The sequence below is a fragment of the Rhizobium sp. 01N48 genome (genome assembly GCF_056399145.1).
In genome coordinates this window covers 39,927-63,520 of the sequence record NZ_JBFTQT010000012.1, presented here as the reverse complement: position 1 = coordinate 63,520, position 23,594 = coordinate 39,927, and the positions used below count along the sequence as shown (strand labels likewise).

General features: G+C 61.9%; 25 protein-coding genes, 1 tRNA gene and 2 riboswitches. Of the genes, 9 read left to right on the top strand and 17 right to left on the bottom strand.

What is annotated here, in order from left to right:
- Positions 1–309 precede the first annotated feature (309 nt).
- The 4 genes from gcvP to AC1DOG_RS20620 form a co-directional block, all read right to left on the bottom strand.
- The gene (gcvP, locus tag AC1DOG_RS20635; protein WP_477930665.1) at positions 310–3,174 is read right to left on the bottom strand and encodes an aminomethyl-transferring glycine dehydrogenase; all 2,865 of its coding nucleotides are present in this window, start codon (positions 3,172–3,174) and stop codon (positions 310–312) included.
- On the bottom strand, positions 3,174–3,536 hold the full coding sequence (gcvH, locus tag AC1DOG_RS20630) for a glycine cleavage system protein GcvH (RefSeq protein ID WP_112983113.1): 363 nt from the start codon (positions 3,534–3,536) through the stop codon (positions 3,174–3,176). The genes gcvP and gcvH overlap by 1 nt, the downstream gene beginning before the upstream one ends.
- Positions 3,537–3,881: 345 nt before the next feature.
- Positions 3,882–5,018 (bottom strand): glycine cleavage system aminomethyltransferase GcvT, encoded by a 1,137-nt coding sequence (gene gcvT, locus AC1DOG_RS20625; RefSeq protein ID WP_477930663.1) that lies wholly within the window; start codon positions 5,016–5,018, stop codon positions 3,882–3,884.
- Between the two features lie 71 nt (positions 5,019–5,089).
- Positions 5,090–5,170, bottom strand: a riboswitch (glycine riboswitch).
- Positions 5,171–5,262, bottom strand: a riboswitch (glycine riboswitch).
- A gap of 113 nt (positions 5,263–5,375) precedes the next feature.
- The gene (locus AC1DOG_RS20620; protein WP_113200784.1) at positions 5,376–5,645 is read right to left on the bottom strand and encodes a hypothetical protein; all 270 of its coding nucleotides are present in this window, start codon (positions 5,643–5,645) and stop codon (positions 5,376–5,378) included.
- Positions 5,646–5,847: 202 nt separating this feature from the next.
- Between AC1DOG_RS20620 and AC1DOG_RS20615 the strand changes: the two genes are divergently transcribed.
- Positions 5,848–6,006, top strand: coding sequence for a hypothetical protein (locus AC1DOG_RS20615; RefSeq protein ID WP_477930661.1), 159 nt, complete (start codon positions 5,848–5,850; stop codon positions 6,004–6,006).
- Positions 6,007–6,024: 18 nt separating this feature from the next.
- Here the strand turns inward: AC1DOG_RS20615 and AC1DOG_RS20610 are convergent, their stop codons facing one another.
- On the bottom strand, positions 6,025–6,471 hold the full coding sequence (locus AC1DOG_RS20610) for a hypothetical protein (protein ID WP_477930659.1): 447 nt from the start codon (positions 6,469–6,471) through the stop codon (positions 6,025–6,027).
- Between the two features lie 169 nt (positions 6,472–6,640).
- On the opposite strand from AC1DOG_RS20610, the gene crcB reads away from it, so the two are divergent.
- From crcB to AC1DOG_RS20575, 7 genes are all read left to right on the top strand, one after another.
- Positions 6,641–7,018: a fluoride efflux transporter CrcB gene (gene crcB, locus AC1DOG_RS20605; RefSeq protein ID WP_209190559.1), complete on the top strand. Its 378-nt coding sequence runs from the start codon at positions 6,641–6,643 to the stop codon at positions 7,016–7,018.
- Between the two features lie 112 nt (positions 7,019–7,130).
- On the top strand, positions 7,131–8,123 hold the full coding sequence (locus AC1DOG_RS20600) for an RluA family pseudouridine synthase (protein ID WP_018902332.1): 993 nt from the start codon (positions 7,131–7,133) through the stop codon (positions 8,121–8,123).
- Between the two features lie 8 nt (positions 8,124–8,131).
- On the top strand, positions 8,132–8,785 hold the full coding sequence (locus AC1DOG_RS20595; RefSeq protein WP_477930656.1) for an HAD-IA family hydrolase: 654 nt from the start codon (positions 8,132–8,134) through the stop codon (positions 8,783–8,785).
- An 8-nt stretch (positions 8,786–8,793) separates the two neighbouring features.
- On the top strand, positions 8,794–9,603 hold the full coding sequence (locus AC1DOG_RS20590) for an ATP12 family chaperone protein (protein WP_477930654.1): 810 nt from the start codon (positions 8,794–8,796) through the stop codon (positions 9,601–9,603).
- Positions 9,604–9,678: 75 nt separating this feature from the next.
- Entirely contained in the window at positions 9,679–10,149 is a 471-nt protein-coding gene (locus AC1DOG_RS20585) for a hypothetical protein (protein ID WP_477930780.1), read from the top strand.
- Positions 10,150–10,172: 23 nt separating this feature from the next.
- Entirely contained in the window at positions 10,173–11,705 is a 1,533-nt protein-coding gene (locus AC1DOG_RS20580; RefSeq protein WP_477930652.1) for an acyl-CoA carboxylase subunit beta, read from the top strand.
- 125 nt (positions 11,706–11,830) lie between these two features.
- On the top strand, positions 11,831–12,223 hold the full coding sequence (locus AC1DOG_RS20575) for a DoxX family protein (RefSeq protein ID WP_112945859.1): 393 nt from the start codon (positions 11,831–11,833) through the stop codon (positions 12,221–12,223).
- Positions 12,224–12,319: 96 nt separating this feature from the next.
- On the opposite strand, the gene fghA is transcribed toward AC1DOG_RS20575, so the two are convergent.
- The 11 genes from fghA to AC1DOG_RS20520 all read right to left on the bottom strand — a co-directional run bounded on the left by fghA (position 12,320) and on the right by AC1DOG_RS20520 (position 21,994).
- Complete coding sequence (gene fghA, locus AC1DOG_RS20570; RefSeq protein WP_477930649.1) at positions 12,320–13,153, bottom strand: S-formylglutathione hydrolase; 834 nt, start codon at positions 13,151–13,153, stop codon at positions 12,320–12,322.
- Position 13,154: 1 nt separating this feature from the next.
- The gene (locus AC1DOG_RS20565; protein ID WP_477930647.1) at positions 13,155–13,622 is read right to left on the bottom strand and encodes a YaiI/YqxD family protein; all 468 of its coding nucleotides are present in this window, start codon (positions 13,620–13,622) and stop codon (positions 13,155–13,157) included.
- A gap of 19 nt (positions 13,623–13,641) precedes the next feature.
- Positions 13,642–13,884 carry a hypothetical protein gene (locus tag AC1DOG_RS20560; RefSeq protein WP_477930645.1) on the bottom strand — a complete coding sequence of 81 codons (243 nt, stop codon included), beginning with the start codon at positions 13,882–13,884 and terminating at the stop codon, positions 13,642–13,644.
- Between the two features lie 154 nt (positions 13,885–14,038).
- Positions 14,039–14,617, bottom strand: coding sequence for an S-(hydroxymethyl)glutathione synthase (gene gfa, locus AC1DOG_RS20555; protein ID WP_477930643.1), 579 nt, complete (start codon positions 14,615–14,617; stop codon positions 14,039–14,041).
- Positions 14,618–14,839: 222 nt separating this feature from the next.
- A complete protein-coding gene (locus AC1DOG_RS20550) occupies positions 14,840–15,304 on the bottom strand; it encodes a GNAT family N-acetyltransferase (protein WP_477930641.1) in 465 nt (154 codons plus the stop codon).
- Positions 15,301–16,428, bottom strand: coding sequence for an S-(hydroxymethyl)glutathione dehydrogenase/class III alcohol dehydrogenase (locus tag AC1DOG_RS20545; protein WP_113011352.1), 1,128 nt, complete (start codon positions 16,426–16,428; stop codon positions 15,301–15,303). Before AC1DOG_RS20545 ends, AC1DOG_RS20550 begins: the two co-directional genes overlap by 4 nt.
- Before the next feature lie 134 nt (positions 16,429–16,562).
- Positions 16,563–17,834, bottom strand: a complete 1,272-nt coding sequence (locus AC1DOG_RS20540) for a zinc metalloprotease (RefSeq protein WP_477930639.1) — start codon at positions 17,832–17,834, stop codon at positions 16,563–16,565.
- Between the two features lie 98 nt (positions 17,835–17,932).
- The gene (locus AC1DOG_RS20535) at positions 17,933–19,942 is read right to left on the bottom strand and encodes an acetyl-CoA carboxylase biotin carboxylase subunit (protein WP_477930637.1); all 2,010 of its coding nucleotides are present in this window, start codon (positions 19,940–19,942) and stop codon (positions 17,933–17,935) included.
- A gap of 105 nt (positions 19,943–20,047) precedes the next feature.
- Entirely contained in the window at positions 20,048–20,755 is a 708-nt protein-coding gene (locus AC1DOG_RS20530; RefSeq protein ID WP_477930635.1) for a hypothetical protein, read from the bottom strand.
- Positions 20,756–20,851: 96 nt separating this feature from the next.
- Complete coding sequence (locus AC1DOG_RS20525) at positions 20,852–21,778, bottom strand: DMT family transporter (RefSeq protein WP_477930633.1); 927 nt, start codon at positions 21,776–21,778, stop codon at positions 20,852–20,854.
- 131 nt (positions 21,779–21,909) lie between these two features.
- Positions 21,910–21,994: transfer RNA gene (locus tag AC1DOG_RS20520), tRNA-Leu, on the bottom strand.
- Between the two features lie 178 nt (positions 21,995–22,172).
- Here AC1DOG_RS20520 and lipB point away from each other — a divergent pair.
- Positions 22,173–22,889: a lipoyl(octanoyl) transferase LipB gene (gene lipB, locus AC1DOG_RS20515; RefSeq protein WP_477930631.1), complete on the top strand. Its 717-nt coding sequence runs from the start codon at positions 22,173–22,175 to the stop codon at positions 22,887–22,889.
- A 69-nt stretch (positions 22,890–22,958) separates the two neighbouring features.
- On the opposite strand, the gene AC1DOG_RS20510 is transcribed toward lipB, so the two are convergent.
- Complete coding sequence (locus tag AC1DOG_RS20510; RefSeq protein ID WP_113199405.1) at positions 22,959–23,327, bottom strand: hypothetical protein; 369 nt, start codon at positions 23,325–23,327, stop codon at positions 22,959–22,961.
- Between the last annotated feature and the right edge of the window lie 267 nt (positions 23,328–23,594).

The following is a 23,594-nucleotide window of genomic DNA, read 5'->3' as shown; positions in this document are numbered from 1 at the left end:
TTAGCATCCCCACGGCGTCTTCCTCGGGCTTGTCCCGAGGATCTAAGCACGCCGCCCAGAATGCAACAGTGCGGATGAGTTGGGGTGTGTGCCGGCGGGTGGTTTTGTCCATTGCCGTAGCGGGTTTGGTGGGCGTCTGCAGATCCTCGGGACAAGCCCGAGGATGACGATTGAGAGGGGATTGTGACGCCAGATCAATAGGTTGGCGATGGCATGTTTCACAGTTCTCATCCATCAACACACCTGAACTGGATCAACGCCCAAACAGCAAAACGCCCGGACAAAGCCGGGCGTTTCGATCTCGTATCCTTACTCGGCCGCTTCGGCGTAGGCTTCCAGCGGCGGGCAGGTGCAGATCAAGTTGCGGTCGCCGAAGACGTTGTCGACGCGGTTGACCGGGGACCAGTACTTGTCCACGCGGAAGGCGCCGGGGGGGAAGCAGGCCTGTTCGCGCGAATAGGGGCGATCCCATTCGCCGACGAGGTCTTCGACCGTGTGCGGGGCGTTCTTCAGCGGGTTGTTGGCCTTGTCCGAGCGGCCTTCCTCGATGTCGCGGGCTTCCTGGCGGATCGCCAGCATCGCCTCGCAGAAACGGTCGAGTTCGGCCTTGGTTTCCGATTCCGTCGGCTCGATCATCAGCGTGCCGGCAACGGGCCAGCTCATGGTCGGGGCGTGGAAGCCGCAGTCGATCAGGCGCTTGGCGACGTCGTCGACGGTCACGCCTGCGCTGTCGACCAGCGGACGGGTGTCGATGATGCACTCGTGCGCCACGCGTCCGGCCTCGGACTTGTAGAGCACGTCGTAGGCGCCCTTCAGCCGCGCGGCGATGTAGTTGGCGTTGAGGATCGCCACCTTGGTCGCCTGCGTCAGGCCTTCGCCGCCCATCATCAGGCAGTAGCTCCAGGAGATCGGCAGGATGGATGCCGAGCCGAAGGCTGCTGCCGACACGGCACCCGAACGACCGTCGGTTTCCGGATGGCCGGGGAGATGCGGCGCCAGGTGCGACTTGACGCCGATCGGGCCCATGCCGGGACCGCCGCCGCCATGCGGGATGCAGAAGGTCTTGTGCAGGTTGAGGTGGCTGACGTCGGAGCCGATGTCACCAGGGCGGGACAAGCCGACCATGGCGTTCATGTTGGCGCCGTCGAGATAGACCTGACCACCATGCTTGTGCACGAGATCGCAGATCTCCTTCACCGTTTCCTCGAACACGCCATGCGTCGAGGGGTAGGTGATCATGCAGCAGGAGAGGTTCTCCGAATACTGCTCGGCCTTGGCGCGGAAGTCGTCGAGGTCGATGTCGCCGTTTTCGCGAACCTTGACGACCACGACCTTCATGCCAACCATCTGGGCGGATGCCGGGTTGGTGCCGTGCGCCGAGGTCGGGATCAGGCAGACGTCGCGGTGACCGTTGCCGTTGGCGATGTGGTAGTTGCGGATCGTCAAGAGGCCCGCATATTCGCCCTGCGCGCCGGAGTTCGGCTGCATGGAGAAGGCGTCGTAGCCGGTGACGGCGCAGAGCTTTTCGGTCAGATCATCGATCATCTCGCGATAGCCGAGCGCCTGGTCAGCCGGCACGAAGGGATGGATATCCGAAAACTCGGGCCAGGTGATCGGCAGCATTTCCGCCGTGGCATTGAGCTTCATCGTGCAGGAGCCGAGCGGGATCATCGAGCGGTCGAGCGCCAGATCGCGGTCCGAGAGGCGACGGATGTAACGCGTCATCTCGCTTTCGGCGCGGTTCATGTGGAAGATCGGATGCGTCAGGTACTCGCTGGTACGCGCGAGGCCCTTGGGCAGGCGATAGCTGGGCTCGAAATCGGCGACGGCGAAGTTGCCGCCGAAGGCGCGCCAGACGGCTTCCAGCGTCGCCGGGCGTGTGCGCTCGTCGAGGCTCATGCCGATCTTGGTGGCGCCGACCTTGCGCAGGTTGACGCCTTCTGCGACCGCCGCGCGCAGGATGACGCCCTGCATGTGGCCGACATCGACGGTGATGGTGTCGAAGAAGGTCTCGGGCTCGATGGTGTAGCCAAGCTTTTCCAGGCCCTTGGCCATCAGCACAGCCTTCTGGTGGACCTGCTGGGCGATTGCCTTGATGCCCTTGGGGCCATGGAAGACGGCGTACATCGAGGCCATGACGGCGAGGAGCACCTGCGCGGTGCAGATGTTCGACGTCGCCTTCTCGCGGCGGATGTGCTGTTCGCGGGTCTGCAGCGACAGGCGGTAGGCGCGGTTGCCGCGGGCATCGACGGAGACGCCGACGAGACGGCCGGGCATGGAGCGCTTGTGGGCGTCCTTGACCGACATGTAGGCCGCGTGCGGGCCGCCGTAGCCGACGGGAACGCCGAAGCGCTGCGACGAGCCGATGGCGATGTCGGCGCCCATTTCGCCAGGTGACTTCAGAAGCGTCAGGGCCAGGATGTCGGCGGCGACGATGGCGATTGCGCCGGTCTGGTGCAGGCGCGAGATCAGGCCGGTGAAATCATGCACATGGCCGTGCGTGCCCGGATACTGGAAGATGGCACCGAAGACGTCGACCGGGTCGAGATCGGTGAAGGGGTTGCCGATGACGACGCTCCAGCCGAGCGGCTCGGCGCGGGTCTTGATCAGCTCGATCGTCTGCGGATGGCAGGCCGCGTCGACGAAGAAAGCCTTGGCCTTCGACTTGGAGACGCGCTCGGCCATGGCCATACCTTCGGCGGCAGCCGTTGCTTCGTCSAGCAGCGAGGCGTTGGCGACGTCGAGGCCGGTCAGGTCGCAGATCATCGTCTGGTAGTTCAGGAGCGCCTCAAGGCGGCCCTGGGAGATTTCCGGCTGGTAGGGCGTATAGGCCGTGTACCAGGCCGGGTTTTCCAGGATGTTGCGCTGGATGACCGGCGGCGTGATCGTGCCGTAATAGCCCTGGCCGATCAGCGAGGTCAGGACCTTGTTCTTGTTTGCGGTCTCGCGCAGCTTGTCGAGCGCCTCGCGCTCCGTCATCGGCGCGCCCCAGACGAGCGGCGCCTTCTGGCGGATGGAGGGCGGCACGGTCGCGTCGATCAGCCCGTCGAGGCTGTTGTAACCGATGACCTTGAGCATATCGGTCATTTCGGCCGGGGAAGGGCCGATGTGACGACGATTGGCGAAGTCGTAGGGCTGGTAATCGGTAAACTGGAATTCCGTCGGCGTCGTCATTACGCGGTGAGCTCCTTGTAGGCCGCTTCGTCGAGCAGGCCGTCGGCATCGGCTGAATTGGCGAGCTTCAGCTTGAAGAACCAGCCAGCACCCTGCGGGTCGGAATTGACGAGAGACGGATCGGCGACGATGGCGGGGTTCACTTCGGTGATCTCGCCTTCCAGCGGGCAGTAGACATCCGATGCGGCCTTGACGGATTCGACGGTGGCCGCGTTGTCGTTCTTGCCGAAGGTGGCGCCGACTTCAGGCAGTTCCACGAACACCAGATCGCCGAGCTGTTCGACGGCATAGGTGGTGATGCCGACGGTGGCGACACCGGCTTCGATCTGCAGCCATTCGTGTTCTTCGGTGAATTTCAGCATGGGATGGTCCTCTCTGGGGAATGGGGTGTTTGGTGGAAATGGGCGGTTTGTTTTGGTTGGCGCGGCGGCGTGTGGTGGTTGCTGGCTGAGGTGGTGCCGTGCGGCGCCCCCCTCTGGCCTGCCGGCCATCTCCCCCACAGGTGGGGAGATTGGCTGGGCTCACCCGCTCGCTCCACGCTCACCGTTTGGTGAGACGTCCGCCGTTGGTCGATCTCCCCCCTTGTGGGGGAGATGCCCGGCAGGGCAGAGGGGGGTAATCCTCGCGCAACGCCAGCGGCGGCGGCCTGCGAACAGTGCGCCTGAACAGGCAGTGCAACGATATGGATCGCCGCCGCGCTCATGGTCTTATCGCTTGTAGGTCGGCGTGACGAAGGGAAGTGCGGCGACAGTCACCGGCAGGTACTTGCCGCGAACCTCGGCGTAGACGACCGTTCCGACGTCACTAGACGCGACCGGCACGTAGCCCATCGCAACAGGGCCTTCGGCGCTCGGGCCGAAGCCGCCTGACGTCACTTCGCCGATTTCGGTCTTGCCTTCCTGGTCGGCATAGAGCTTGGCGTGGCCGCGCACCGGCGCCTTGCCGTCGGGCTTCAGCCCGACGCGGCGGCGGGTGGCGCCGTTGTCGAGTTCAGAGAGGATGCGGTTTGCGCCGGGGAAACCGCCGGCGCGGGCGCCGCCCGATTTGCGGGCGTTCTGGATGGCCCAGACGAGGGCTGCCTCGACGGGGGTCGTGGTGGTGTCGATGTCGTTGCCGTAGAGGCAGAGGCCGGCTTCGAGGCGCAGGCTGTCGCGGGCGCCGAGGCCGATCGGCTCGACGTCGGGATGCTCGAGCAACCGCTTGGTGACATCGACGGCCATGTCCGAGGGGATCGAGATTTCGTAGCCATCCTCGCCGCTATAGCCGGAGCGCGAGACAAGACAGGAGACGTCGTGCAGGCGGCAGTGGCGCACGTCCATGAACTTCATGGCGGCGACATCGGCCCAGAGTTCGGCCAGAGCCTCGACGGCGCGCGGACCCTGCAGCGCGATCAGCGCTCGGTCTAGCACCGTGATGTCGCAGGTATCGGAAAGATGCTTCTTGAGATGCGCGACGTCGGCATCCTTGCAGGCGGCGTTGACGACGACGAAGAGGTGGTCGTCGAGATGGGTGATCATCAGGTCGTCGAGAATGCCGCCGTTTTCATCGGTGAAGAAGCCGTAGCGCTGGCGTCCCTCGGCAAGACCGAGGATATCGACGGGAACGAGGCTTTCGAGCGCAAGTGCGACGTCCTCATACTTGCCCGACTTCGCCTTGATGACGACCTGGCCCATGTGAGAGACATCGAAGAGACCGGCGGCAGCGCGGGTCTGCAGATGTTCCTTCATGACGCCGGCCGGATATTGCACCGGCATGTCATAGCCCGCGAAGGGCACCATGCGGGCGCCGAGCGACAGATGCAGGTCATGCAGCGGGGTTTTCTTCAGGGCAGCAGTATCGTCCAAGGACGCCTCCGGTGTTTGCGCGTGGGTTCCATGCGCGGGCTCAAATATTCGGGCGCGGTTGCGCCTTGTTTCGAGCCCCCTCTGTCTGTTTGCCTGAGATTGTTATCCCTTCGGCGCGCGTTTCGAAAACGCGTCTCTCCAGAGTTCCGTCTGCCCCTTTGCTGGTCCTTTTGCCTGAGAGTTTCCGGGGCGGTTGCTCCTTCGGCACCGGCTGCGACGAGCCGACTTCTCCCAACAAGGTTGAGCGCAATTATCTGGCGATGGCGGTGCTTGGCAAGGGGGAATGTCGCGAGCGAGCAATTTTTTGTCGCGGGCTTCTTCGTCGGTCGAATTTCGGATCGATCGGGACGGGTGGTCTCAGTCTTCTTCGTAAAGCTTGAGAGCCTGCTGCAGGGCGGCCTGCGGCTGGCGCTGGCCCATGGTCATCAGGTCGAGCGCGACTTCGGTGGAGTTAATGACGGCGGCCGATTCATCCGTATCCTGGCCGGAATCGGTCCGGCGCTTGATGTCGGCGACCTTGCGGGCATCCTTGGCGGCGGTGCTGGCGGAGACGCGCGGGGGAATGCGCAGCGCTTCAAACGCCGCGGCCGCCGTACTTGCCGAAATGGAACCAACCAGAACTGTCATGTGACAGATTTAGGACGGCGGACCTTCCTGTGCCGCTAAGAATATCGCTAAAATATTACCTTTTGTGATGGTTCTTGTGCTGGATTTGAGTTTTTAAGCTATAGTGCAAATGTAGTGCGCCTCTATATCTGTCTCATTGCCTGGTTACTTCTTGCATTACTCAACAACAGAATAGTGCCGGTCCTTCAAAGGAGGAGTTCAGATGCGCCGTTTTCATTCTCTTGCCCTAGCCGGAGCGCTTGTCGTTACGGCTTTCATAGCGACGGCCTGCACCTCGACGGAGCAAAGCCGCGATGCCCGCATGCCGCTAAACTCGGCCTGCGCCTACGGCTTCGACAATGACCGGCCGTGCAGCTATTGAGGGTGAACTGGCCACCCGCTATTCGATATAGAGGTCTACCAAGGCGTTGCGCCTCTCCTTGTCGATGACGACGAAGAGGTGGCCTCCGGCGGGTCCAAATTGATCGTCATCGGCGCGATAGATGTAGTTCGCGTTGAATGGTGTGAATTCGGAGCGGAGGTCGTTGTCGATATAGTCCACGCTTCGAGAGTTGCGGCGGGCCTTTTCAACGGAGAAACGCCAGCCTACCAGCATCGATGCCATGTCGTCAGGCTCGATCTCGAAGCCGCACGTTACCAGAGCGTCCGTTATGACGAATGGTCCTCTGCACTTGATATTCTTCGCCGACACCGGGAGTTCCTTGATCTTGAGCATCGAACGAAGTTGCCCGGGCGCTTCATCATAGAGCGCCATCGCGGTGACTGAAGCGATTACAAGCACCATCCACGCTGATGCTGCGTACAGCCATTTTCGTCGTATCGCCAATCGCAAGTCCTCAAAGTCGCGTTCACTCAGTATGCGCAATCATACGTTGCCATTTCTGTATGGCCGATCAATCCTGCAATTAAGATTAGAGTGAATCGTTGATGGAGTGGGCGGAGAGCAGAGGACACGGTCAATTGGCAAGGCATCTTGCCTGCGCTACACAAAGCCTATGATCCAGGCTCTTCTCGTCGCCGTCGGCGGCGCCATCGGTTCCGTGCTTCGCTATTTTGTCGGCCAGTGGTCGTTGCGGCTGATGGGCCCGAATTTTCCGTGGGGGACGCTTGTCGTCAATGTTGTCGGTTGTTTCGTCATCGGCGTCTTCGCGGAGCTGATCGCGCGGCGCTTCAATGCGTCGAACGAATTGCGGCTTTTGCTGATCACCGGCTTCCTCGGCGGCTTTACGACGTTCTCCGCCTTTTCGCTGGATGCGATCTCGCTGATCGAGCGCGGGGCGATGGCCTCGGCGGCGGTCTATATGGTGGCGAGCGTGGGGCTCTCGATGGCGGCGGTTTTCGCCGGGCTTGCGATCATGCGCGCGTTGATCTGAGAGGGGGATCTGAGGTCTTCTGAGATTCAGGTTTCCGTTTTTGCGTAAAATGCTCTAAAGCCAGCGGCAAAGGCCGCGCCTGGTGCCGGCAACTCTTTCCGAAAGTACAGACATGGCTGGCATTGAACATATTACCGTCGAAGCCGACGAGGCGGGCATGCGCCTCGATCGTTGGTTCAAGATCCACTATCCCGGCCTCGGATTCGGTCCGCTGCAGAAGCTGATGCGTTCCGGCCAGGTACGTGTCGATGGCGGTCGCGTGAAGACCGATGCGCGCGTGCAGCCCGGGCAGGTGGTGCGCGTGCCGCCGCTCGATGTCGACGCCAAAAAGGCCGGGCCGATCGCGAGCCATGATCTGAAGCATGGCGGTGACTACGAACTGTTGCAGCGCATGGTGCTGCATGAGGACGACAAGGTGATCGTGCTCAACAAGCCGGCCGGCCTTGCCGTGCAGGGCGGTTCCGGTGTCACGCGCAACATCGACAAGATGCTGGAGGCCTGGACGAGCCCGAAGGGCGAGAAGCCTCGCCTCGTGCACCGTCTCGACCGCGACACCTCGGGCGTGCTGGTCATCGCCCGTACGCGCGGTGCCGCGCAGAAGCTGACGGCGGCGTTTCGCGAGCGCGACACCAAGAAGACCTACTGGTCGCTGGTCAAGGGCGTGCCGCGCAAGCACGAGGACAAGATCTCGACCTGGCTGGTGAAGGAACAGACGCCGGATGGAGACCGCATGCGCGTCTGCAAGCACGGCGAGGAGGGCGCCGATCACGCGATCTCCTATTACAAGGTGCGCGAGACGGCGGCGCAGAACCTGGCCTGGCTGGAGATGGAGCCCTATACCGGCCGCACGCACCAGCTGCGTGTCCACGCGCTTCATATCGGTCATCCCATCATTGGTGACCCGAAGTATTTCGACGACGACCACAACTGGGATTTCCCCGGCGGCATCCAGAAGCGGCTGCACCTGCATGCCCGCAAGATCGACATTCCGCATCCCAACGGCGGGCGCCTGCGGGTGACCGCGCCGCTGCCGCCGCATATGGTCCAGACCTGGAACCTGCTCGGCCTCGACCTGGCTGAAGCGGACCGGGAAGATTTCGAATGAGTTCAGGCATGAAACTGGCATTGTTCGATTGCGACGGCACGCTGGTCGATAGCGCCGCGCTGATCCACGAGGTGATGGCACGCACTTTCGTGCATTTCGGCCATGACCGGCCCGAACTCTCGCAGACCAAGGCGATCATCGGGCTGACGCTCGATATCGCGATTGCGCGCATGCAGGGCAAGCCGCATGTGGACGACGAGGCGGTGGCGATGACGGCGCATTACAAGGCGATCTACGCCGATGTGCGCGCCGAAGCCGGCGTCGACGTGCCACTGTTCGATGGCATCAGCGAGTTGATCCGTACGCTGGCCGAGAAGGACGAAGTGCTGATCGGCGCCGTAACCGGCAAGTCGCGTCGCGGGCTGGTGCATATTCTGGAGACGCACGGCTTTTCCGGCGATTTCATCGTGTCGCGCACCGCCGACGATTGCCCGTCGAAGCCGCATCCGGCCATGGTGACTGAATGCTGCAACGAAACGGGGATGAATCCCGCCGATACCATTGTGATCGGCGACGCGATTTACGATATGCAGATGGCGAAGGCAGCGGGCGCCACGGCGATCGGCGTGTCCTGGGGCTATGCAAGCGTCGAAGACCTTGTCGCGGCCGGCGCCGATACGATCGCCTACCATCCGGCCGATATACTGAAGCATTTTTCCTGAGGTGAGCCATGCGTGATCTGTTGAACGACCTGTCCGAGGGGCTGAGCCATCCCGATCCGATCCGCCGCGCGCAGATCCAGATGAAGAAGCCGCTGCCGAAGCGCTTCTACAAGGACGTCTCGGTGAGCGAGGCCCAAGGCACCGCCCCCCAAGGTACCGAAGCCGGCTTCGTCGTCGAACTGGACGGCAAGGCCGTGCGCACGCCGGCCCGCAATCTCCTCGCGGCTCCGACACGCAAGCTTGCCGAGCTGATGGCCGACGAGTGGAAGGCGCAGGGCGACGAGATCGACCCGGGCTCCATGCCGTTGACCAAGCTGATCAACACGGCGATCGATGGCGTTGCAACGGACACGCAGGCGGTCTTCGAAGACATACTGCGGTTTTCCGGCACCGACATGCTTTGCTACCGCGCCGAGGGGCCGGAAGAGCTGGTGGCGCGGCAGACGAAGCTCTGGGATCCGGTGCTTGATTGGGCGTCGAACGCGCTCGGCGCGCGCTTCATTCTCGCCGAGGGCATCGTGCACCAGCAGCAGCCGCAGAGCGCGATTGCGGCGTTTTCGGCGGCGCTGCGCAAGCACGACAATGCGATCGCGCTCGCCGTGCTGCACACGATCACGACGCTGACGGGATCGGCGCTCCTGGCGCTGGCTTTTGCCGAAGGCGAGCTCGACGAAAATGAGGTGTGGTCGCTGGCGCATCTCGAAGAAGACTGGACGATCGAGCACTGGGGCAGCGACGAAGAGGCGGAAGAACGCCGGGCGCTGCGTTTCATCGATTTTCTGTCCGCCACGCGTGCTTTTTTGGCACTGAAGGGCTGAAATAGATTGCCATGACCGTCTTTATGGCGAAGATCGCGACTCTTAATGGGGTGGACGCGGTTTTTCGTCATGAATATGTTTCAGTCGGTTATTTCCAAGGTTTTACTGTCTTTTCTCGCGCTCGTTTCGGGTTTGGCGCTCATTTCCTGCGGCTCGTTGATGCCGAAGGAGCCGCCGGGGCCGATCTATGACGTGCGTAGCGCCGTGGTCTTATCCGGACCGAAAGTGCCGCCGGCTGTGCTTTCGGGCGTGGGCGATCGCGTCAACAAGGCGATCAACGCCACCGTTCGCACCGAGGTCTATCCACGCGTCGTGCTCACCATCCGCGTCGTTTCCGTCACCACGGGGCAGGGATACGACAAGAGCCAGAGTTCTGCGAATGTTACCGTCGATGCGGCTTCCGTCGACGACGGCACTGTGATCGCCGTGTCGAAATTCGATGTGCTCAGCCGCTCGAACCTTTCGGACGCATCCGACGAAATTCTTGCTGAAAACATCTCAGCGCGTATCCGGTCGATCTTCACGCTCAGCCCGGGTTCGGAATAATCGCGCCGCAACGGGAGGTCGCCTTGAAGGAAATTCTCGAAGAGCTCGAACGTCGTCGTGACATCGCCCGCAAGGGCGGCGGCGAGGCCAGGATCGAGGCGCAGCACAAGCGCGGCAAGCTGACCGCGCGCGAGCGCATCGACCTCATTCTCGACGAGGGTTCCTTCGAGGAGTTCGGCATGTTCGTCGAACACCGCTCCAGCGATTTCGGCATGGAGAAGAGCCGGATCGCCGGCGACGGCGTGGTGACCGGCTGGGGCACGGTGAACGGCCGCACGGTCTTCGTCTTCGCCAAGGATTTCACGGTCTTCGGCGGCTCGCTGTCCGAGGCACATGCGGAGAAAATCATCAAGGTCCAGGACATGGCGCTGAAGAACCGCGCGCCGATCATCGGGATCTATGATGCCGGCGGCGCGCGCATCCAGGAGGGCGTGGCGGCACTTGGCGGCTATGCGGAGGTGTTCCAGCGCAACGTGCTGGCCTCGGGCGTGATCCCGCAAATCTCCGTCATCATGGGGCCGTGCGCCGGCGGCGACGTCTATTCGCCGGCGATGACGGATTTCATCTTCATGGTGCGCGACACCTCCTACATGTTCGTGACCGGTCCTGACGTGGTCAAGACCGTGACCAACGAGACGGTGACGGCTGAGGAACTCGGCGGTGCCTCGGTGCACACGACGAAATCCTCGATCGCCGATGGCGCCTATGACAATGATGTCGAGGCGCTGCTGCAGGTGCGCCGGTTGATCGATCTGCTGCCGCAATCGAACACGTCTGCGGTGCCCGAGATCGAATGTTACCAGTCGGTGACCGAGACGGATGCGTCGCTGGATACGCTGGTGCCCGCCAATGCCAACAAGCCTTACGACATCAAGGAACTGATCCTGAAGACGGCGGACGAGGGGGATTTCTTCGAGATCCAGGCAAGTTTCGCCAAGAATATCGTCTGTGGCTTCGGCCGGATCGAGGGCTCGACCGTCGGCTTTGTCGCCAACCAGCCGATGGTGCTGGCCGGCGTTCTCGACAGCGACGCCTCACGCAAGGCGGCGCGCTTCGTGCGCTTTTGCGATTGCTTCAATATCCCGATCGTCACCTTCGTCGACGTGCCGGGCTTTTTGCCGGGCACGGCGCAGGAATATGGCGGGCTGATCAAGCACGGGGCGAAGCTGCTTTTCGCCTATGCCGAGGCGACCGTGCCGAAGCTGACGGTGATCACCCGCAAGGCGTTCGGCGGGGCTTACGATGTGATGGCCTCGAAGCATCTGCGCGGGGATCTCAACTATGCCTGGCCGACGGCGCAGATCGCCGTGATGGGCGCCAAGGGCGCGGTCGAGATCATCTTCCGCAAGGACATCGCCGATCCCGAAAAGATCGCCGAACATACCAGGATGTACGAGGAGCGGTTCCTCTCGCCGTTCGTGGCGGCGGAGCGTGGCCATGTCGACGAGGTGATCATGCCGCACTCGACACGGCGTCGGCTGGCGCGCGGACTGAAGATGCTGCGCAACAAGGACCTTACCAATCCCTGGAAGAAACACGACAATATTCCCCTCTAAGGTGAAGATGCCGTGGAAAAATGATGAAAATCAAGTGGATGTGATGGGAGCATCAGAAATCGTGACTTCTCTGTTTTCAACCAGATCGCTAACGCTCCTCTGTCTTATGACTTAAGGAGAGACTTATGCCCAGTTTCGAACGCCTCAACGCGTACCAGCCCTACGCGCTGGCTGCGCTCCGTATTGTTACCGCCCTGCTTTTCATCGAGCATGGCACGATGAAGCTTTTCGCCTTCCCGATCCCGCAGGGTGCCGGCGGTCCGCTGTCGCCGCTGTTCCTGTTCGCGGCCCTGCTCGAGTTCATCGGCGGCATCGCGATCCTCGTCGGCTTCCTGACCCGTCCGGTTGCCTTCATCCTCGCTGGCCAGATGGCTGTCGCCTACTTCATGGCGCACTTCCCAAGCGGCTTCTTCCCTGCCGTAAACGGTGGCGCCGAAGCAATCCTCTACTGCTTTGTCTTCCTGTTCCTGGTCTTCGCAGGCGCGGGCGCATTCGCGATCGACAAGCGCAACGCGTAATCGGCTCGTTTGCCGAGACGACAATTCGGATGCGTCGGGGACGAGCGCATCGACCGATCGGCCCCTTCGGGGGCCGATCGTGTTTCAGGCGCCTTATCAGCCGAGACGCTCGGCGTGCCACTTCAGGTGATCGTCCATGAAGGTCGAGATGAAGTAGTATGAGTGATCGTAGCGCTCGTGCATGCGCAGCGTCAGCTTGATATCGGTGTCCTTGATCGCCTCTTCGAAGAGCCAGGGGCGCAGGCCGTTTTCCAGGAAGCCGTCGGCCTTGCCCTGGTCGATCAGGAATTCCGGGAAGCGCGCGCCATCCTTGACCAAGGCGCAAGCGTCGTACTGGCGCCATGCGGCGCGGTCGGCGCCGAGATATTTTTCGAAGGCGGGGGCGGACCAATCGGCGGTGGAAGGCTCGACGATCGGCGCGAAGGCGGAGCAGCTCTTGAAGCGGTCGGGGTTCTTCAGCGCGATGGTCATGGCGCCGTGGCCGCCCATGGAATGGCCGAAGATGCCCTGGCGATCCATGTCCATGCGGAAGTGCGGGCGGATAAAGGCGGGAAGTTCCTCGGTGATGTAGGTGTACATCTGGTAGTTTTCGGCCCAGGGCTCTTCGGTGGCATTCAGATAGAAGCCGGCGCCCTTGCCCATCTGCCAGTTGGTCAGCTCGTCCGGCACGTCGTTACCGCGCGGGCTGGTATCTGGGCAGACGATGATCAGGCCGAGCTCGGCTGCCATGCGGCGATACTCGCCCTTTTCCATGACGTTGGCGTGGGTGCAGGTAAGGCCTGAGAGATACCACAGAACCGGACAGGGCTTTTCGATCGCCTGTGGGGGCACGAAGACCGCGAAGGTCATGTCACACTTCAAGGCCTCGGACGTATGCGTGAAAACGCCCTGCATGCCGCCGAAGGCGGTCGCCTGGGATAGGATGTTCATTCTATTCTCCTGGTGGTGGCGTGACGGCCTTGGCGCGGCGGCACAGCCGATCGAATGTTTCGAGAAAACGGGAGCGGTCCTTCGGGCTGAAGGCGGCGTTGTAGCCCTTGCTTTCGCCTGTTTCGCGCAGATGCGCGCCGAGATCGCGCATAGCGGAGGCCATGCCGATATTGGTGTCGTCGAAGACGCGGCCGGTGGGCCCGGTGACGAAGGCGCCCGCCGCGACGCAACGAACCGCGAGTGGCACGTCGGCGGTGACGACCACGTCGCCCGATCCGCAATGTTCGGCGATCCAATTGTCGGCGGCGTCGAAGCCGTTGGAGACGATGACGTTGTGCACCATCGGATCGCGCGAGGGGCGCAGGCCGGAGTTGGCGACGAAGGTGACTTCAATGCCGAGGCGTTCGGCGACCTTGAGGACCTCGGGCTTGACCGGGCAGGCGTCTGCGTCAACGTAGATATGGTGCATGGGTGTTTGTCGGTGTCTTCTATTTCAAGTTCTTGCGGAAGCGGGCAATCAGCACGCTCATGGGTTCCATCGGCTCCGACGGACCACTCTTAAGGCCGACATCGATCGCCGCCTCCAGTTCAGCAATGAACGAAGGCTGGTCAAGCTTTGCGCGTTCCCAGAAGCGTTCGTCAAGGTCGGGAATGTCGATTGTATCGATATCGTCATCGGACAGCGCGGCCAATTGCTCCGGACTTGCTTCCTTGTCGAATTGACGTGGCATTTCAATCCCTCACGGAATGCGGTTGACGCTTTTGTGTCGCTCCAGATGTAGCAATTCGGTCCTTTGAAGACCAGCAATGTCATGTCGACACAGGCATGAAATGGTGGGCTGCGCGCCGGCCGGCGCGCAGCGGGTTTCACGGTGAGCTTGATCCTCACGCCTCCTTCAGCGTGCCGGCCTTCTTCGCGGCGAAGGTCGCGAGCACATCCATGAGCGTCGGGTTCAGGCAGTCGTAGGGCGCAAGACCGAGTTCACCGAGGCGGCTGCGAACACCGGACATCGCCGAAGGTGGCGTGCCGCTTTCGATGATCGAGGAGACGAAGGCGGCGAAGGTGGGTTCGGGCCAGCCGGGTTCCTGGAAGCGTTCGGGGTGGACGAAGGACAGGCCCTTGAAGGCGTGGTCGCGCTCGACGGGGCCGTACATGTGGACGCCGCACTCCTTGCACGCATGGCGCTGGATCAGCGCGTCCTTGTCGACGACGGCGAGCTTGTCGCCATTTTCGAGAACGGTGACGCTGTCGGTCGAGGCTACCGCGACCACGGAGAAGGCGGCTCCCTTGGGCTTCCAGCACTTGGTGCAGCCGCAGGCATGGTTATGGGCGACCGTGCCCTTGACCGCCACCTTGACCGGGCGGCTGGCGCAGGCGCAGACGAGTGTGCCGCCACCGAAATTCGCCTGGCCTTTCTTGACCCCGCCATCGAGCGCGGGGTGTATCGATACCTGATATGCCATGCTCAGCTTCTCCTCCTCAGCTGCCGATGGCTCCCAAATCAGGACCGATTTGTGAAAAAGCCGCCGGCCATTTCAAAGTCGTGCCGCATTGCGTGGTGGGTGTGTCTTAGTGCTCCCTGAGCCCTTTTGGGCAGGATCGGATGTCAGATACAAATCTAACAAACCGGCCTTGTGAAAACCAGCGAATCCGCAGGGTGGGGTTCGCTGGTTTGGGTCGTCAGCTCAGCGTACCGCCCTGACCATGTCGACATGCGGGATTCCGTCCTCGTGATATTCCTCTGATGTCGTCTCGAAGCCGAAGCTGCCGTAGAAGCGGGAGAGGTGGCTTTGGGCGGAGAGGTAGATCGGGGCTTGCGGATAGCGCTCTTCGCATACGGAAATGGCCTCGCGCATGACCGCGTCGCCGAGGCGTTTGCCGCGATGATCAGGCGAGACGACGACGCGGCCGATCTTGGCGGGTGCATCTTTGTCTACCGGTGCGAAGATGCGGGCTGCGGCGAGAAGGTCACCATCCTGCAGGAGGCGCAGATGCAGGGCGTCCGCGTCCTTTCCGTCGAGTTCCGGATAAGGGCAGTTCTGCTCGACGACGAAGACGTCGACGCGCATTTTCAACAGAGTGTACAGCTCGACGGCGGAGAGCTCATCGAGCCTCCGCGCGTCGACCGTATAGTTTGGCTGGGTGATCAATAGACCACCACGCCGCGGATCGATTCACCCTTGTGCATGAGGTCGAAGCCCTTGTTGATGTCTTCGAGCGGCATGGTGTGGGTGATCATCGGGTCGATCTGGATCTTGCCTTCCATGTACCAGTCAACGATCTTCGGCACGTCGGTGCGACCGCGTGCGCCACCGAAGGCGGTGCCCATCCAGTTGCGGCCGGTGACCAGCTGGAACGGACGGGTGGAGATTTCCTGGCCAGCGCCGGCGACGCCAATGATGACCGACTTGCCCCAGCCGCGATGCGAGGATTCGAGCGCCTGGCGCATGACCTTGGTGTTGCCGGTGCAATCGAAGGTGTAGTCGGCGCCGCCGATCAGGTCGCCGTGGCGCTTCGTCATGTTGACCAGATAAGGCACGATGTCTTCGCCGACTTCCTTCGGGTTGACGAAGTGGGTCATGCCGAACTTTTCGCCCCATTCCTTACGATCAGGGTTGATGTCGACGCCGATGATCATGTCGGCGCCGGCAAGGCGCAGGCCCTGCAGCACGTTGAGGCCGATGCCGCCGAGGCCGAAGACGATCGCGGTGGAGCCGATCTCGACCTTGGCGGTGTTGATGACGGCACCGATGCCCGTCGTCACGCCGCAGCCGATGTAGCAGACCTTGTCGAAGGGGGCGTCGGGGTTGATTTTGGCGAGCGCGATTTCCGGCAGAACGGTGAAGTTCGCGAAGGTCGAGCAGCCCATGTAGTGGTGAATCTTGTCCTTGCCGATCGAGAAGCGCGAGGTGCCGTCAGGCATCACGCCCTGGCCCTGGGTCGAGCGGATCGAGGTGCAGAGGTTGGTCTTGCGCGAGGTGCAGGAATAGCATTCGCGGCATTCCGGCGTGTAGAGGGGAATGACGTGGTCGCCCTTCTTCAGCGAGGTGACGCCGGGGCCGACGTCGACGACGATGCCAGCGCCTTCATGGCCAAGGATGGCCGGAAACAGGCCTTCCGGGTCGGCGCCCGAGAGCGTGAAGTCGTCGGTGTGGCAGATGCCCGTGGCCTTCACCTCGATCAGCACTTCGCCGGCCTTTGGGCCTTCGAGCTGCACGGTCATCACTTCGAGTGGTTTTCCTGCCTGTACGGCAACAGCGGCGCGAACGTCCATGGTAGTCTCCAATATGCTGATTTGATCGGGCGGACTTTTGCACGCGTAGGGAGCGCGGCTCAAGGGAAAAGCCGCGCCGCTTTGTAAAATCCTTGTCAGATGAGCGGCTTGCGCCGGTCTTTATACCATCTGCGTCAAAACAGCCGGTCGATGGCGGTGATGACGGCGTAGCCGTGCATGGCGATGGCGGCGTAGAGGCCGAAGGAGACAAGCATGCGCTCGCCGCCATTCATCTCCTCAAGCTTCTGGCGCGGCTTGTAGGAGCCGCCACCGATGAGGCTGACGAGGGTGAAGACAAGCAGGCCGATGACGAGATAGCGGGCCGAAAGCCCGATTTCGGCGCCGACAGCGAGGATGCAGAGCGTGACCAGAAAGCTCGCCAGGATCTGCGAGCGATGGGTCCTGAATATCTGCCGCAGCACCTGACCGCCATCGAAGCGCTGCATGGGTAGCAGATTGAGCAGGTTGAAGGCGCCTAGGATCAACAGGAAGACGAGGATCGGCGCGTCGGCGGCGGCAGGGAGGATGCCGTGATCGGCGAAGCTATGGCCGAGCATCAGGATCGGCACCAGGAATGCCGACATGCCGGCTCCCATCAGGGCGCAGGTCGCGACCTCGAACAGCGACCGATAGGGCCGGCTGCCGATGGCGATGCCACCCAGGAAGGGAATGAAGACCATGCGGACAGACGTGTGGCCGAACATGCGGTAGGCGGCCATGTGGCCGAGTTCGTGTAGCGCGATCACGACCGTCAGGAAGGTCGAGATCATCAGGCCGCGTTGCGTGAGGCCGAGGAAGGGCCAGAGAAGCAGGGTCGACAGGATGGCGAGCGCGACCTGCACGAGCGGGTGTTCGAAATAGCCCTGCGGCTGCGAGATGCCGGTCTTCAGCCAGCCATCAAGCGCCTTCATTTCGCGGTGGAGCGCGACGTAGCGGAAGATCAGGAAGGCGAGGCCACGATAGCGGTCCGTCTGGTCGACTTCCAGGACCGCGCGGCCATCTGCCGTGGGCCGGATGATGCGGCGTTCGCGATAGTCCTTCCAGAAGGAGGCATCGAGCGTGCTGTCATCGACGATGGACGATTGAAAGCCTTGCGCGTTCGGGGCGAGGGCCACCAGCGGCTCTATCGCGAGCAGGCGGCGCGTGGGGGCGTTGTTTCTGTCCTGATAGTGGTAGGTCTGCTCGACAACATTGCCGCCCATTTCCATCTGGCGGCTTGATATCACCTGATGGTGCCAACTGGCGTTCGAACCCATCGGGTTCATGGCGGCCCACAGCGTTTCCGGCGTGCAATCGAAGGAGCGGCTGACATGCAGCGTTCTCAGCCCCAGGGGCATTCGCATCAGGAGCCACAGCATGCCGAGATTGATAAACAGCAGCAGCAGGGCGGATTGCATGACACTCATCATTCACTCCATCCGGCGGGATCCGGATGGGTTAATATTAGCGTCGACGCGTTAATAAATGCGGAGCGGAACGTGACGGTCTGGTGTGCCGGAACGGGTCAGGCGAACTCCATGATGACGGCGTCCACCGCCAGGCTTTCGCCCGGCTTGGCGTTGACGACACCGACCACCAGGTCGCGCTCGGCGCGCAGCACGTTTTCCATCTTCATGGCTTCGACGACGGCAAGCGTTTCACCGGCTTTCACTTCCTGACCCTCGGTGACCGCGATCGAGACGACCAGTCCCGGCATCGGGCAGAGCAGGAGCTTGGAGGTATCCGGCGGCAGCTTGACAGGCATCAGGCGGTCGAGTTCGGCATGACGCGGTGTCAGCACCTTGGATTTCACCGACAGGCCCTGCCAATCGAGCCTGACGCCATTGAGGATCGGGCGTAGCTGCGCGGTGACCGGCTGCTTGCCGACCTTGCCGCGCCAGACCGGATCACCCGGTCTCCAGTCGGTGACGACGCTCAAGGTTTGCCCGGCGATGTCCATTTCCATCTCGAAGGGGACGGTCACGAGGCCGTCTAGCAGGCGCACGTTTATATAGTCGTCGCCGAGCCGGACGCACCAGTGATCGCGAAGCGGATCTGTGGCTCTGCGCAGCCGGTCGGCGAAGGTTTCGCGGCGATTGGCTTCGATGAGCGAAGCGGAGAGAGCGATGGCGGCAAGTGTGGCGCGTTGGCTCTGATCGGGCACTACGGGCGCGAAGCCATCGGGATATTCCTCGGCGATGAAGCCGGTAGACAGGCGGCCCTCGCGCCAGCGCGGGTGTTTCATCAGGGCGGAGAGGAACGGGACGTTGTGTTCGATGCCATCGACCACGAAGCCATCCAGCGCCTCGCCCATGGCCTCGACGGCCTCAGTGCGGGTCGGCGCCCAGGTGCAGAGTTTGGCGATCATCGGATCGTAGTACATCGAGATCTCGGCGCCTTCGAAGACACCGGTGTCGTTGCGGACGACCGCGTTGCCGGCCTTGCCTTGCTGCGGTGGGCGGTAGCGCGTCAGGCGGCCGATCGAGGGCAGGAAGTTGCGGTAGGGATCCTCGGCGTAGATGCGGCTTTCTACGGCCCAGCCGTTGAGCTTGATGTCTTTCTGCGCGAAGGGCAGTTTCTCGCCTGCCGCGACGCGGATCATTTGCTCGACGAGGTCAATGCCGGTGACGAGTTCGGTGACGGGGTGTTCGACCTGCAGGCGGGTGTTCATTTCGAGGAAGTAGAAATTGCGGTCGCGATCGACGATGAACTCGACGGTGCCGGCGCTCTGGTAATCGACGGCCTTTGCGAGCGCCACCGATTGCTCGCCCATGGCGGCGCGGGTGGCCTCATCGAGGAAGGGCGAGGGCGCCTCTTCGGCAACCTTCTGGTTTCGCCGTTGGATGGAGCATTCGCGTTCGCCGAGATAGACGACATTGCCGTGGGCATCGGCCAGCACCTGGATCTCGATATGGCGGGGATCGACCACGTATTTCTCGATGAAAACGCGGTCGTCGCCGAAGGAGCTCTTCGCCTCGGAGCGGGCGCGGTCAAAGCCATCGCGCACCTCCGCCTCGCTCCAGGCGATGCGCATGCCCTTGCCACCGCCGCCGGCGGACGCCTTGATCATCACGGGATAGCCGATCTCGGCGGCGATCTTTTCGGCGTGCTCGGCATTTTCGATGACGCCGAGATAGCCGGGAACGGTGGAGACATTGGCGGCGCTGGCGAATTTCTTGGACTCGATCTTGTCGCCCATGGCATTGATCGCCTTGGGCTTCGGGCCGATGAAGACGATGCCTTCCTTCTCCAGCGCCTCGCAGAAGGAGGCGCGCTCGGAGAGGAAGCCGTAGCCGGGGTGGACGGCCTGAGCGCCGGTCTTTTTGCAGGCGTCGATGATCTTCTCGGCAACGAGATAGCTCTCGGCGGCCGCGGCCGGGCCGATGTGGATGGCCTCATCTGCCATCTCGACATGGAGCGCGTCGCGGTCGGCGTCGGAATAGACGGCGACGGTCGCAATCCCCATGCGGCGCGCCGTCTTGATGACGCGGCAAGCGATCTCGCCGCGATTGGCGATCAGAATTTTCGTGAACATGAAGACTCCACCCGTGACCTGCGTTCCGAGTCTTAAGCATAAAGACTGGAACGCACAATCACGGATAGGACACGCACGGATAGGGCACGGAGAGAAGCGCCGCGATCAGGCGACGGCTGCCTCTGTCCCGAGCCTGTCGTCGACGATTCGGAGCCAGCGGGTGCGACGCGGCGCTTCGGCGTAGTCGGTGAGCACAAGCGCCGAGACGATCTGCGACCAGCGCGGATGGTTCGACGCGGGTAGCGTCTCTTCGCCGATCTGCATCATGACCGCCCAGGTGAGCGCCTGTACCGTTATGGTACCGCCGTCGCTGAGCGCGCGCAGGATGCGCATGATGTAATCCACATCCTGGCGGGTGATTCCCCGGCGATCGATGGCTCGGCTCTTGTGATAGGCGCCGCGATTGTCCGACAGCGCGAGGCGCAGCTGATCGAGCGCAAAGGCGCGCAGCTCGTCCGGCACGTAGGCCGAAATCTCGATGATGTGGAGCACAAGCTCCAGCTCGACCGCCGAATGGATGACACCATCGGTCGCGACCATGCGCATCAGCCAGGCGACGTTGATTTCGTCGAGAGAGCCTTGCGGATAGTTATATTGGACGATGAAGGCCGCGAGTTGCTCCACGAAATAGGTGTTCCATTCGGGGCATTTCTCGGGGCAGGCGTTGTTCAGTGCCAGCATGACGACGACGTCGTCGGCGGTTCTGATTCCCTCGGGAAAACTGTGTCTGCGCAGAAGATCGATATCCTCCACGCCAAGTCGATGCTTTCCGGCGATGACACATGCCGGAAAAGCGAGTCGAATTTCGCTCATCTTTTCTCTCCAGGCCTCATCATGAAGCCGAAGATTCTTCTAGCGCCAGCGAATTGATGTTCTCTCAATAGGCGGAGTTAACAAGGTGTTTACGGCTCAGGCCTGTTTCGCTGCCCGCGCCTGCACCCGTTCGCGCCAGATGATGAAGAGGCCGGAGGCAACGATGATCATGATGCCGATCCATTTGGAGAAGTTCGGGAAATCGCCGAACAGGGCGTAGCCCAAGATGGTGGCGGAGATGATCTCGAAATATTGGAACGGCGCCAATAGCGAGAGCGGCGCCATGCGGAAGGCCCTGACGACGATCATGTGCACATAGCCGGAGAGCGAGCCGAGAATCAGCAGCAGCACGAGGCCGAGCAGCGATGCCGGAAGCGAGACGTCGAAATCACCGACGCCCATGCCATTTCCGACGATGAGCGCTGCGGACATGAAGAGCGTGCCGCCGATGCCGGCCATGGTCTGCATCGTCAACGGCGAATCGGCATTGCCGATGGCGCGGTTGAGGAAGAGATAGAGCGAATAAAGGAAGGCGCAGCAGACGGGCAGCAGCGCCTTGAGGCCGAAGACTTCATAGCTCGGCTGGATGACGATCATTGCGCCGCCGAAGCCCACCACGATCGCCGTCCAACGCCGCCAGCCGACCTTGTCGCCGAGGAAAAGCGCCGAAAGGCCGGCGAGCATGAAGGGTTCGACGAAATAGATGGCGAAGACGTCGGCGAGCGGCATGTATTTGACGGCGACGAAAAACAGGAGGCTGGCTGCCCCATGCAGCGCGCCGCGCAGCAGATTCATCCAGGGACGCTTGGCCGACAGCGCGCCCCAGCCGAACATGATGAAGAGAATCGGCAGCGTACAGACGAGCTGGAAAAAGAATCGGTAGAAGGTGACCTGTCCGGGCGACATGCCTTCGAACGTCGCCATGTACTTGGCGATGGCATCCATGGCGGGGAGGACGATCATTGCGCCGGCCATCAGCGCCATGCCTTGCAGGGGATTGTGCAGGTCGGTTTTATCGGACATCTTCGAGAAATTTCATTGGGCTGGGATCAGCCGTTATAAACAATAAAATCTCTCGTTAAGAGATGCCGCAGGCGACATATTGCGTCGCCGGGAGCCAGTATTCTGGCTGGTCTCACTCCTCAGGAGAGAGATGGTGCGGTCGAGAAGACTCGAACTTCCACGGGTTGCCCCACAGCGACCTCAACGCTGCGCGTCTACCAATTCCGCCACGACCGCATCGTGGTAGGTGCCGGTTTGTGCCGGCGACGCAGCATGTAGCAAAAGGTTTTTCGGGACACAAGGGCCATGTGACAGATTTTTTCAAAGAAGGTGACAGCGTTTGTAAAGGCAGCAATTCGGAGCCATATAGATGCTCGAAAAAGCCCGCGCTCACAGGCGCTGCGGGCCGCAAGGAATGGCTATGTTACGAACGGACCTCGATTTTTCCATGTTTCCACAGGCCGGCGCACGCCCGGTGCGTTGGCGGATCTCCGATGGGCTGGTGCCCTATCAGGAGGCTGTGGATATCATGGAGCAGGAAGTGGCAGCGATTGCCGAGGGTGGCGACGAACTGGTGTGGCTGCTGGAGCATCCGCCGCTCTATACGGCCGGAACCAGCGCCGACGCACGCGATTTGGTGCAGCCCGACCGCTTCCCGGTTCACGCCACCGGGCGCGGTGGAGAGTACACCTATCATGGGCCCGGCCAGCGCGTTGCCTATGTGATGCTCGACCTGAAACGTCGTCGCCAGGATGTGCGCGCCTTCGTGGCGGCGCTGGAGGAGGTGATCATTCGCACGCTGGGGGAGATGAACGTGCGCGGCGAACGCCGCGAGGATCGCGTCGGCGTATGGGTCTGTCGGCCCGACAGGCCGCCGCTGCCCGAAGGGACGGTGGCGGAGGACAAGATCGCGGCACTCGGCATCCGCTTGCGCAAATGGGTGACGTTTCACGGGCTGTCGCTCAATGTCGAACCCGATCTCGATCATTTCGGGGGAATCGTACCCTGCGGGATTTCGGCCTACGGCGTCACGAGCCTCGTCGATCTCGGCCTGCCGGTGACGATGGATGATGTGGATGTGCTTTTGCGCGAGGCGTTCGAATCGGTCTTCGGCGAGACGGTGAACGGCTGAGCGCGGAATCAGACGGTGCTGATAGTGAGAAAGGGCCGGCGATCCGTCGGCCCTTTCGCTTTTTCGCGTCTACTTGGTGCCGACGTCGCGGCAGGCATCGGTATGCGAGGCGCCGCTGTCACCACCTGCCGTATGCAGGCCGTGACCTTTCGGCGAGTCAGCGCATGGGGGGAGTGGCTTGATGCTTGCCGTCGACATCTTGTCGACCGGCGGTGCGACGCGAACGGGAGCGAAACCATCGCTGTCGTTGGTGTAGTCGTCGGAATATTCCGGCGCCTTGTGCTGCGTGTAGTGGACGGGCTTCGGTGGAGCAACTTTAACGGGAGCGAAACCGTCGCTATCGTTGTTGTAGTCGTTCGAATACATCGGCTGGGCGAAGGCGGCGCCGGAAAGGCAGAGGGTAAGCACGGCTGCGGCGGCTGCAAATTGAATGCGCATATCAGATCTCCTCAATCCATTGTTGCACACAATGTGACGTACATAACCCTCGGCAAGAGCGAGTTCGCGCCTCAATTGAGGCCGGATTGTGAAGAGTATCTGACAGTCGCGCGCACGTTTTTTCACATGAAATCACGGCGCCGCGACTGTGTTTGATCGCTATTTGATTGGCCTCGCGATTCGCTAAACCAGCGAGTGACGCGGTGCCATCTCGGCAATCGGGAGATGATGTTTTCTGCCAAAACAACCCTGTTTTGACATATAATG

Coding starts and splice junctions, on each gene's coding strand:
- gcvH (WP_112983113.1), bottom strand. CDS start 3,536: ATGCTGAAATTCACCGAAGAACACGAATGGCTGCAGATCGAAGCCGGT.
- AC1DOG_RS20600 (WP_018902332.1), top strand. CDS start 7,131: ATGGCTGGCATTGAACATATTACCGTCGAAGCCGACGAGGCGGGCATG.
- crcB (WP_209190559.1), top strand. CDS start 6,641: ATGATCCAGGCTCTTCTCGTCGCCGTCGGCGGCGCCATCGGTTCCGTG.
- AC1DOG_RS20510 (WP_113199405.1), bottom strand. CDS start 23,327: ATGCGCATTCAATTTGCAGCCGCCGCAGCCGTGCTTACCCTCTGCCTT.
- AC1DOG_RS20540 (WP_477930639.1), bottom strand. CDS start 17,834: ATGAGTGTCATGCAATCCGCCCTGCTGCTGCTGTTTATCAATCTCGGC.
- lipB (WP_477930631.1), top strand. CDS start 22,173: ATGGCTATGTTACGAACGGACCTCGATTTTTCCATGTTTCCACAGGCC.
- AC1DOG_RS20560 (WP_477930645.1), bottom strand. CDS start 13,884: ATGCCACGTCAATTCGACAAGGAAGCAAGTCCGGAGCAATTGGCCGCG.
- AC1DOG_RS20535 (WP_477930637.1), bottom strand. CDS start 19,942: ATGTTCACGAAAATTCTGATCGCCAATCGCGGCGAGATCGCTTGCCGC.
- gfa (WP_477930643.1), bottom strand. CDS start 14,617: ATGGCATATCAGGTATCGATACACCCCGCGCTCGATGGCGGGGTCAAG.
- AC1DOG_RS20525 (WP_477930633.1), bottom strand. CDS start 21,778: ATGTCCGATAAAACCGACCTGCACAATCCCCTGCAAGGCATGGCGCTG.
- AC1DOG_RS20565 (WP_477930647.1), bottom strand. CDS start 13,622: ATGCACCATATCTACGTTGACGCAGACGCCTGCCCGGTCAAGCCCGAG.
- fghA (WP_477930649.1), bottom strand. CDS start 13,153: ATGAACATCCTATCCCAGGCGACCGCCTTCGGCGGCATGCAGGGCGTT.
- AC1DOG_RS20595 (WP_477930656.1), top strand. CDS start 8,132: ATGAAACTGGCATTGTTCGATTGCGACGGCACGCTGGTCGATAGCGCC.
- AC1DOG_RS20575 (WP_112945859.1), top strand. CDS start 11,831: ATGCCCAGTTTCGAACGCCTCAACGCGTACCAGCCCTACGCGCTGGCT.
- AC1DOG_RS20590 (WP_477930654.1), top strand. CDS start 8,794: ATGCGTGATCTGTTGAACGACCTGTCCGAGGGGCTGAGCCATCCCGAT.
- AC1DOG_RS20545 (WP_113011352.1), bottom strand. CDS start 16,428: ATGGACGTTCGCGCCGCTGTTGCCGTACAGGCAGGAAAACCACTCGAA.
- AC1DOG_RS20620 (WP_113200784.1), bottom strand. CDS start 5,645: ATGACAGTTCTGGTTGGTTCCATTTCGGCAAGTACGGCGGCCGCGGCG.
- AC1DOG_RS20615 (WP_477930661.1), top strand. CDS start 5,848: ATGCGCCGTTTTCATTCTCTTGCCCTAGCCGGAGCGCTTGTCGTTACG.
- AC1DOG_RS20530 (WP_477930635.1), bottom strand. CDS start 20,755: ATGAGCGAAATTCGACTCGCTTTTCCGGCATGTGTCATCGCCGGAAAG.
- AC1DOG_RS20585 (WP_477930780.1), top strand. CDS start 9,679: ATGTTTCAGTCGGTTATTTCCAAGGTTTTACTGTCTTTTCTCGCGCTC.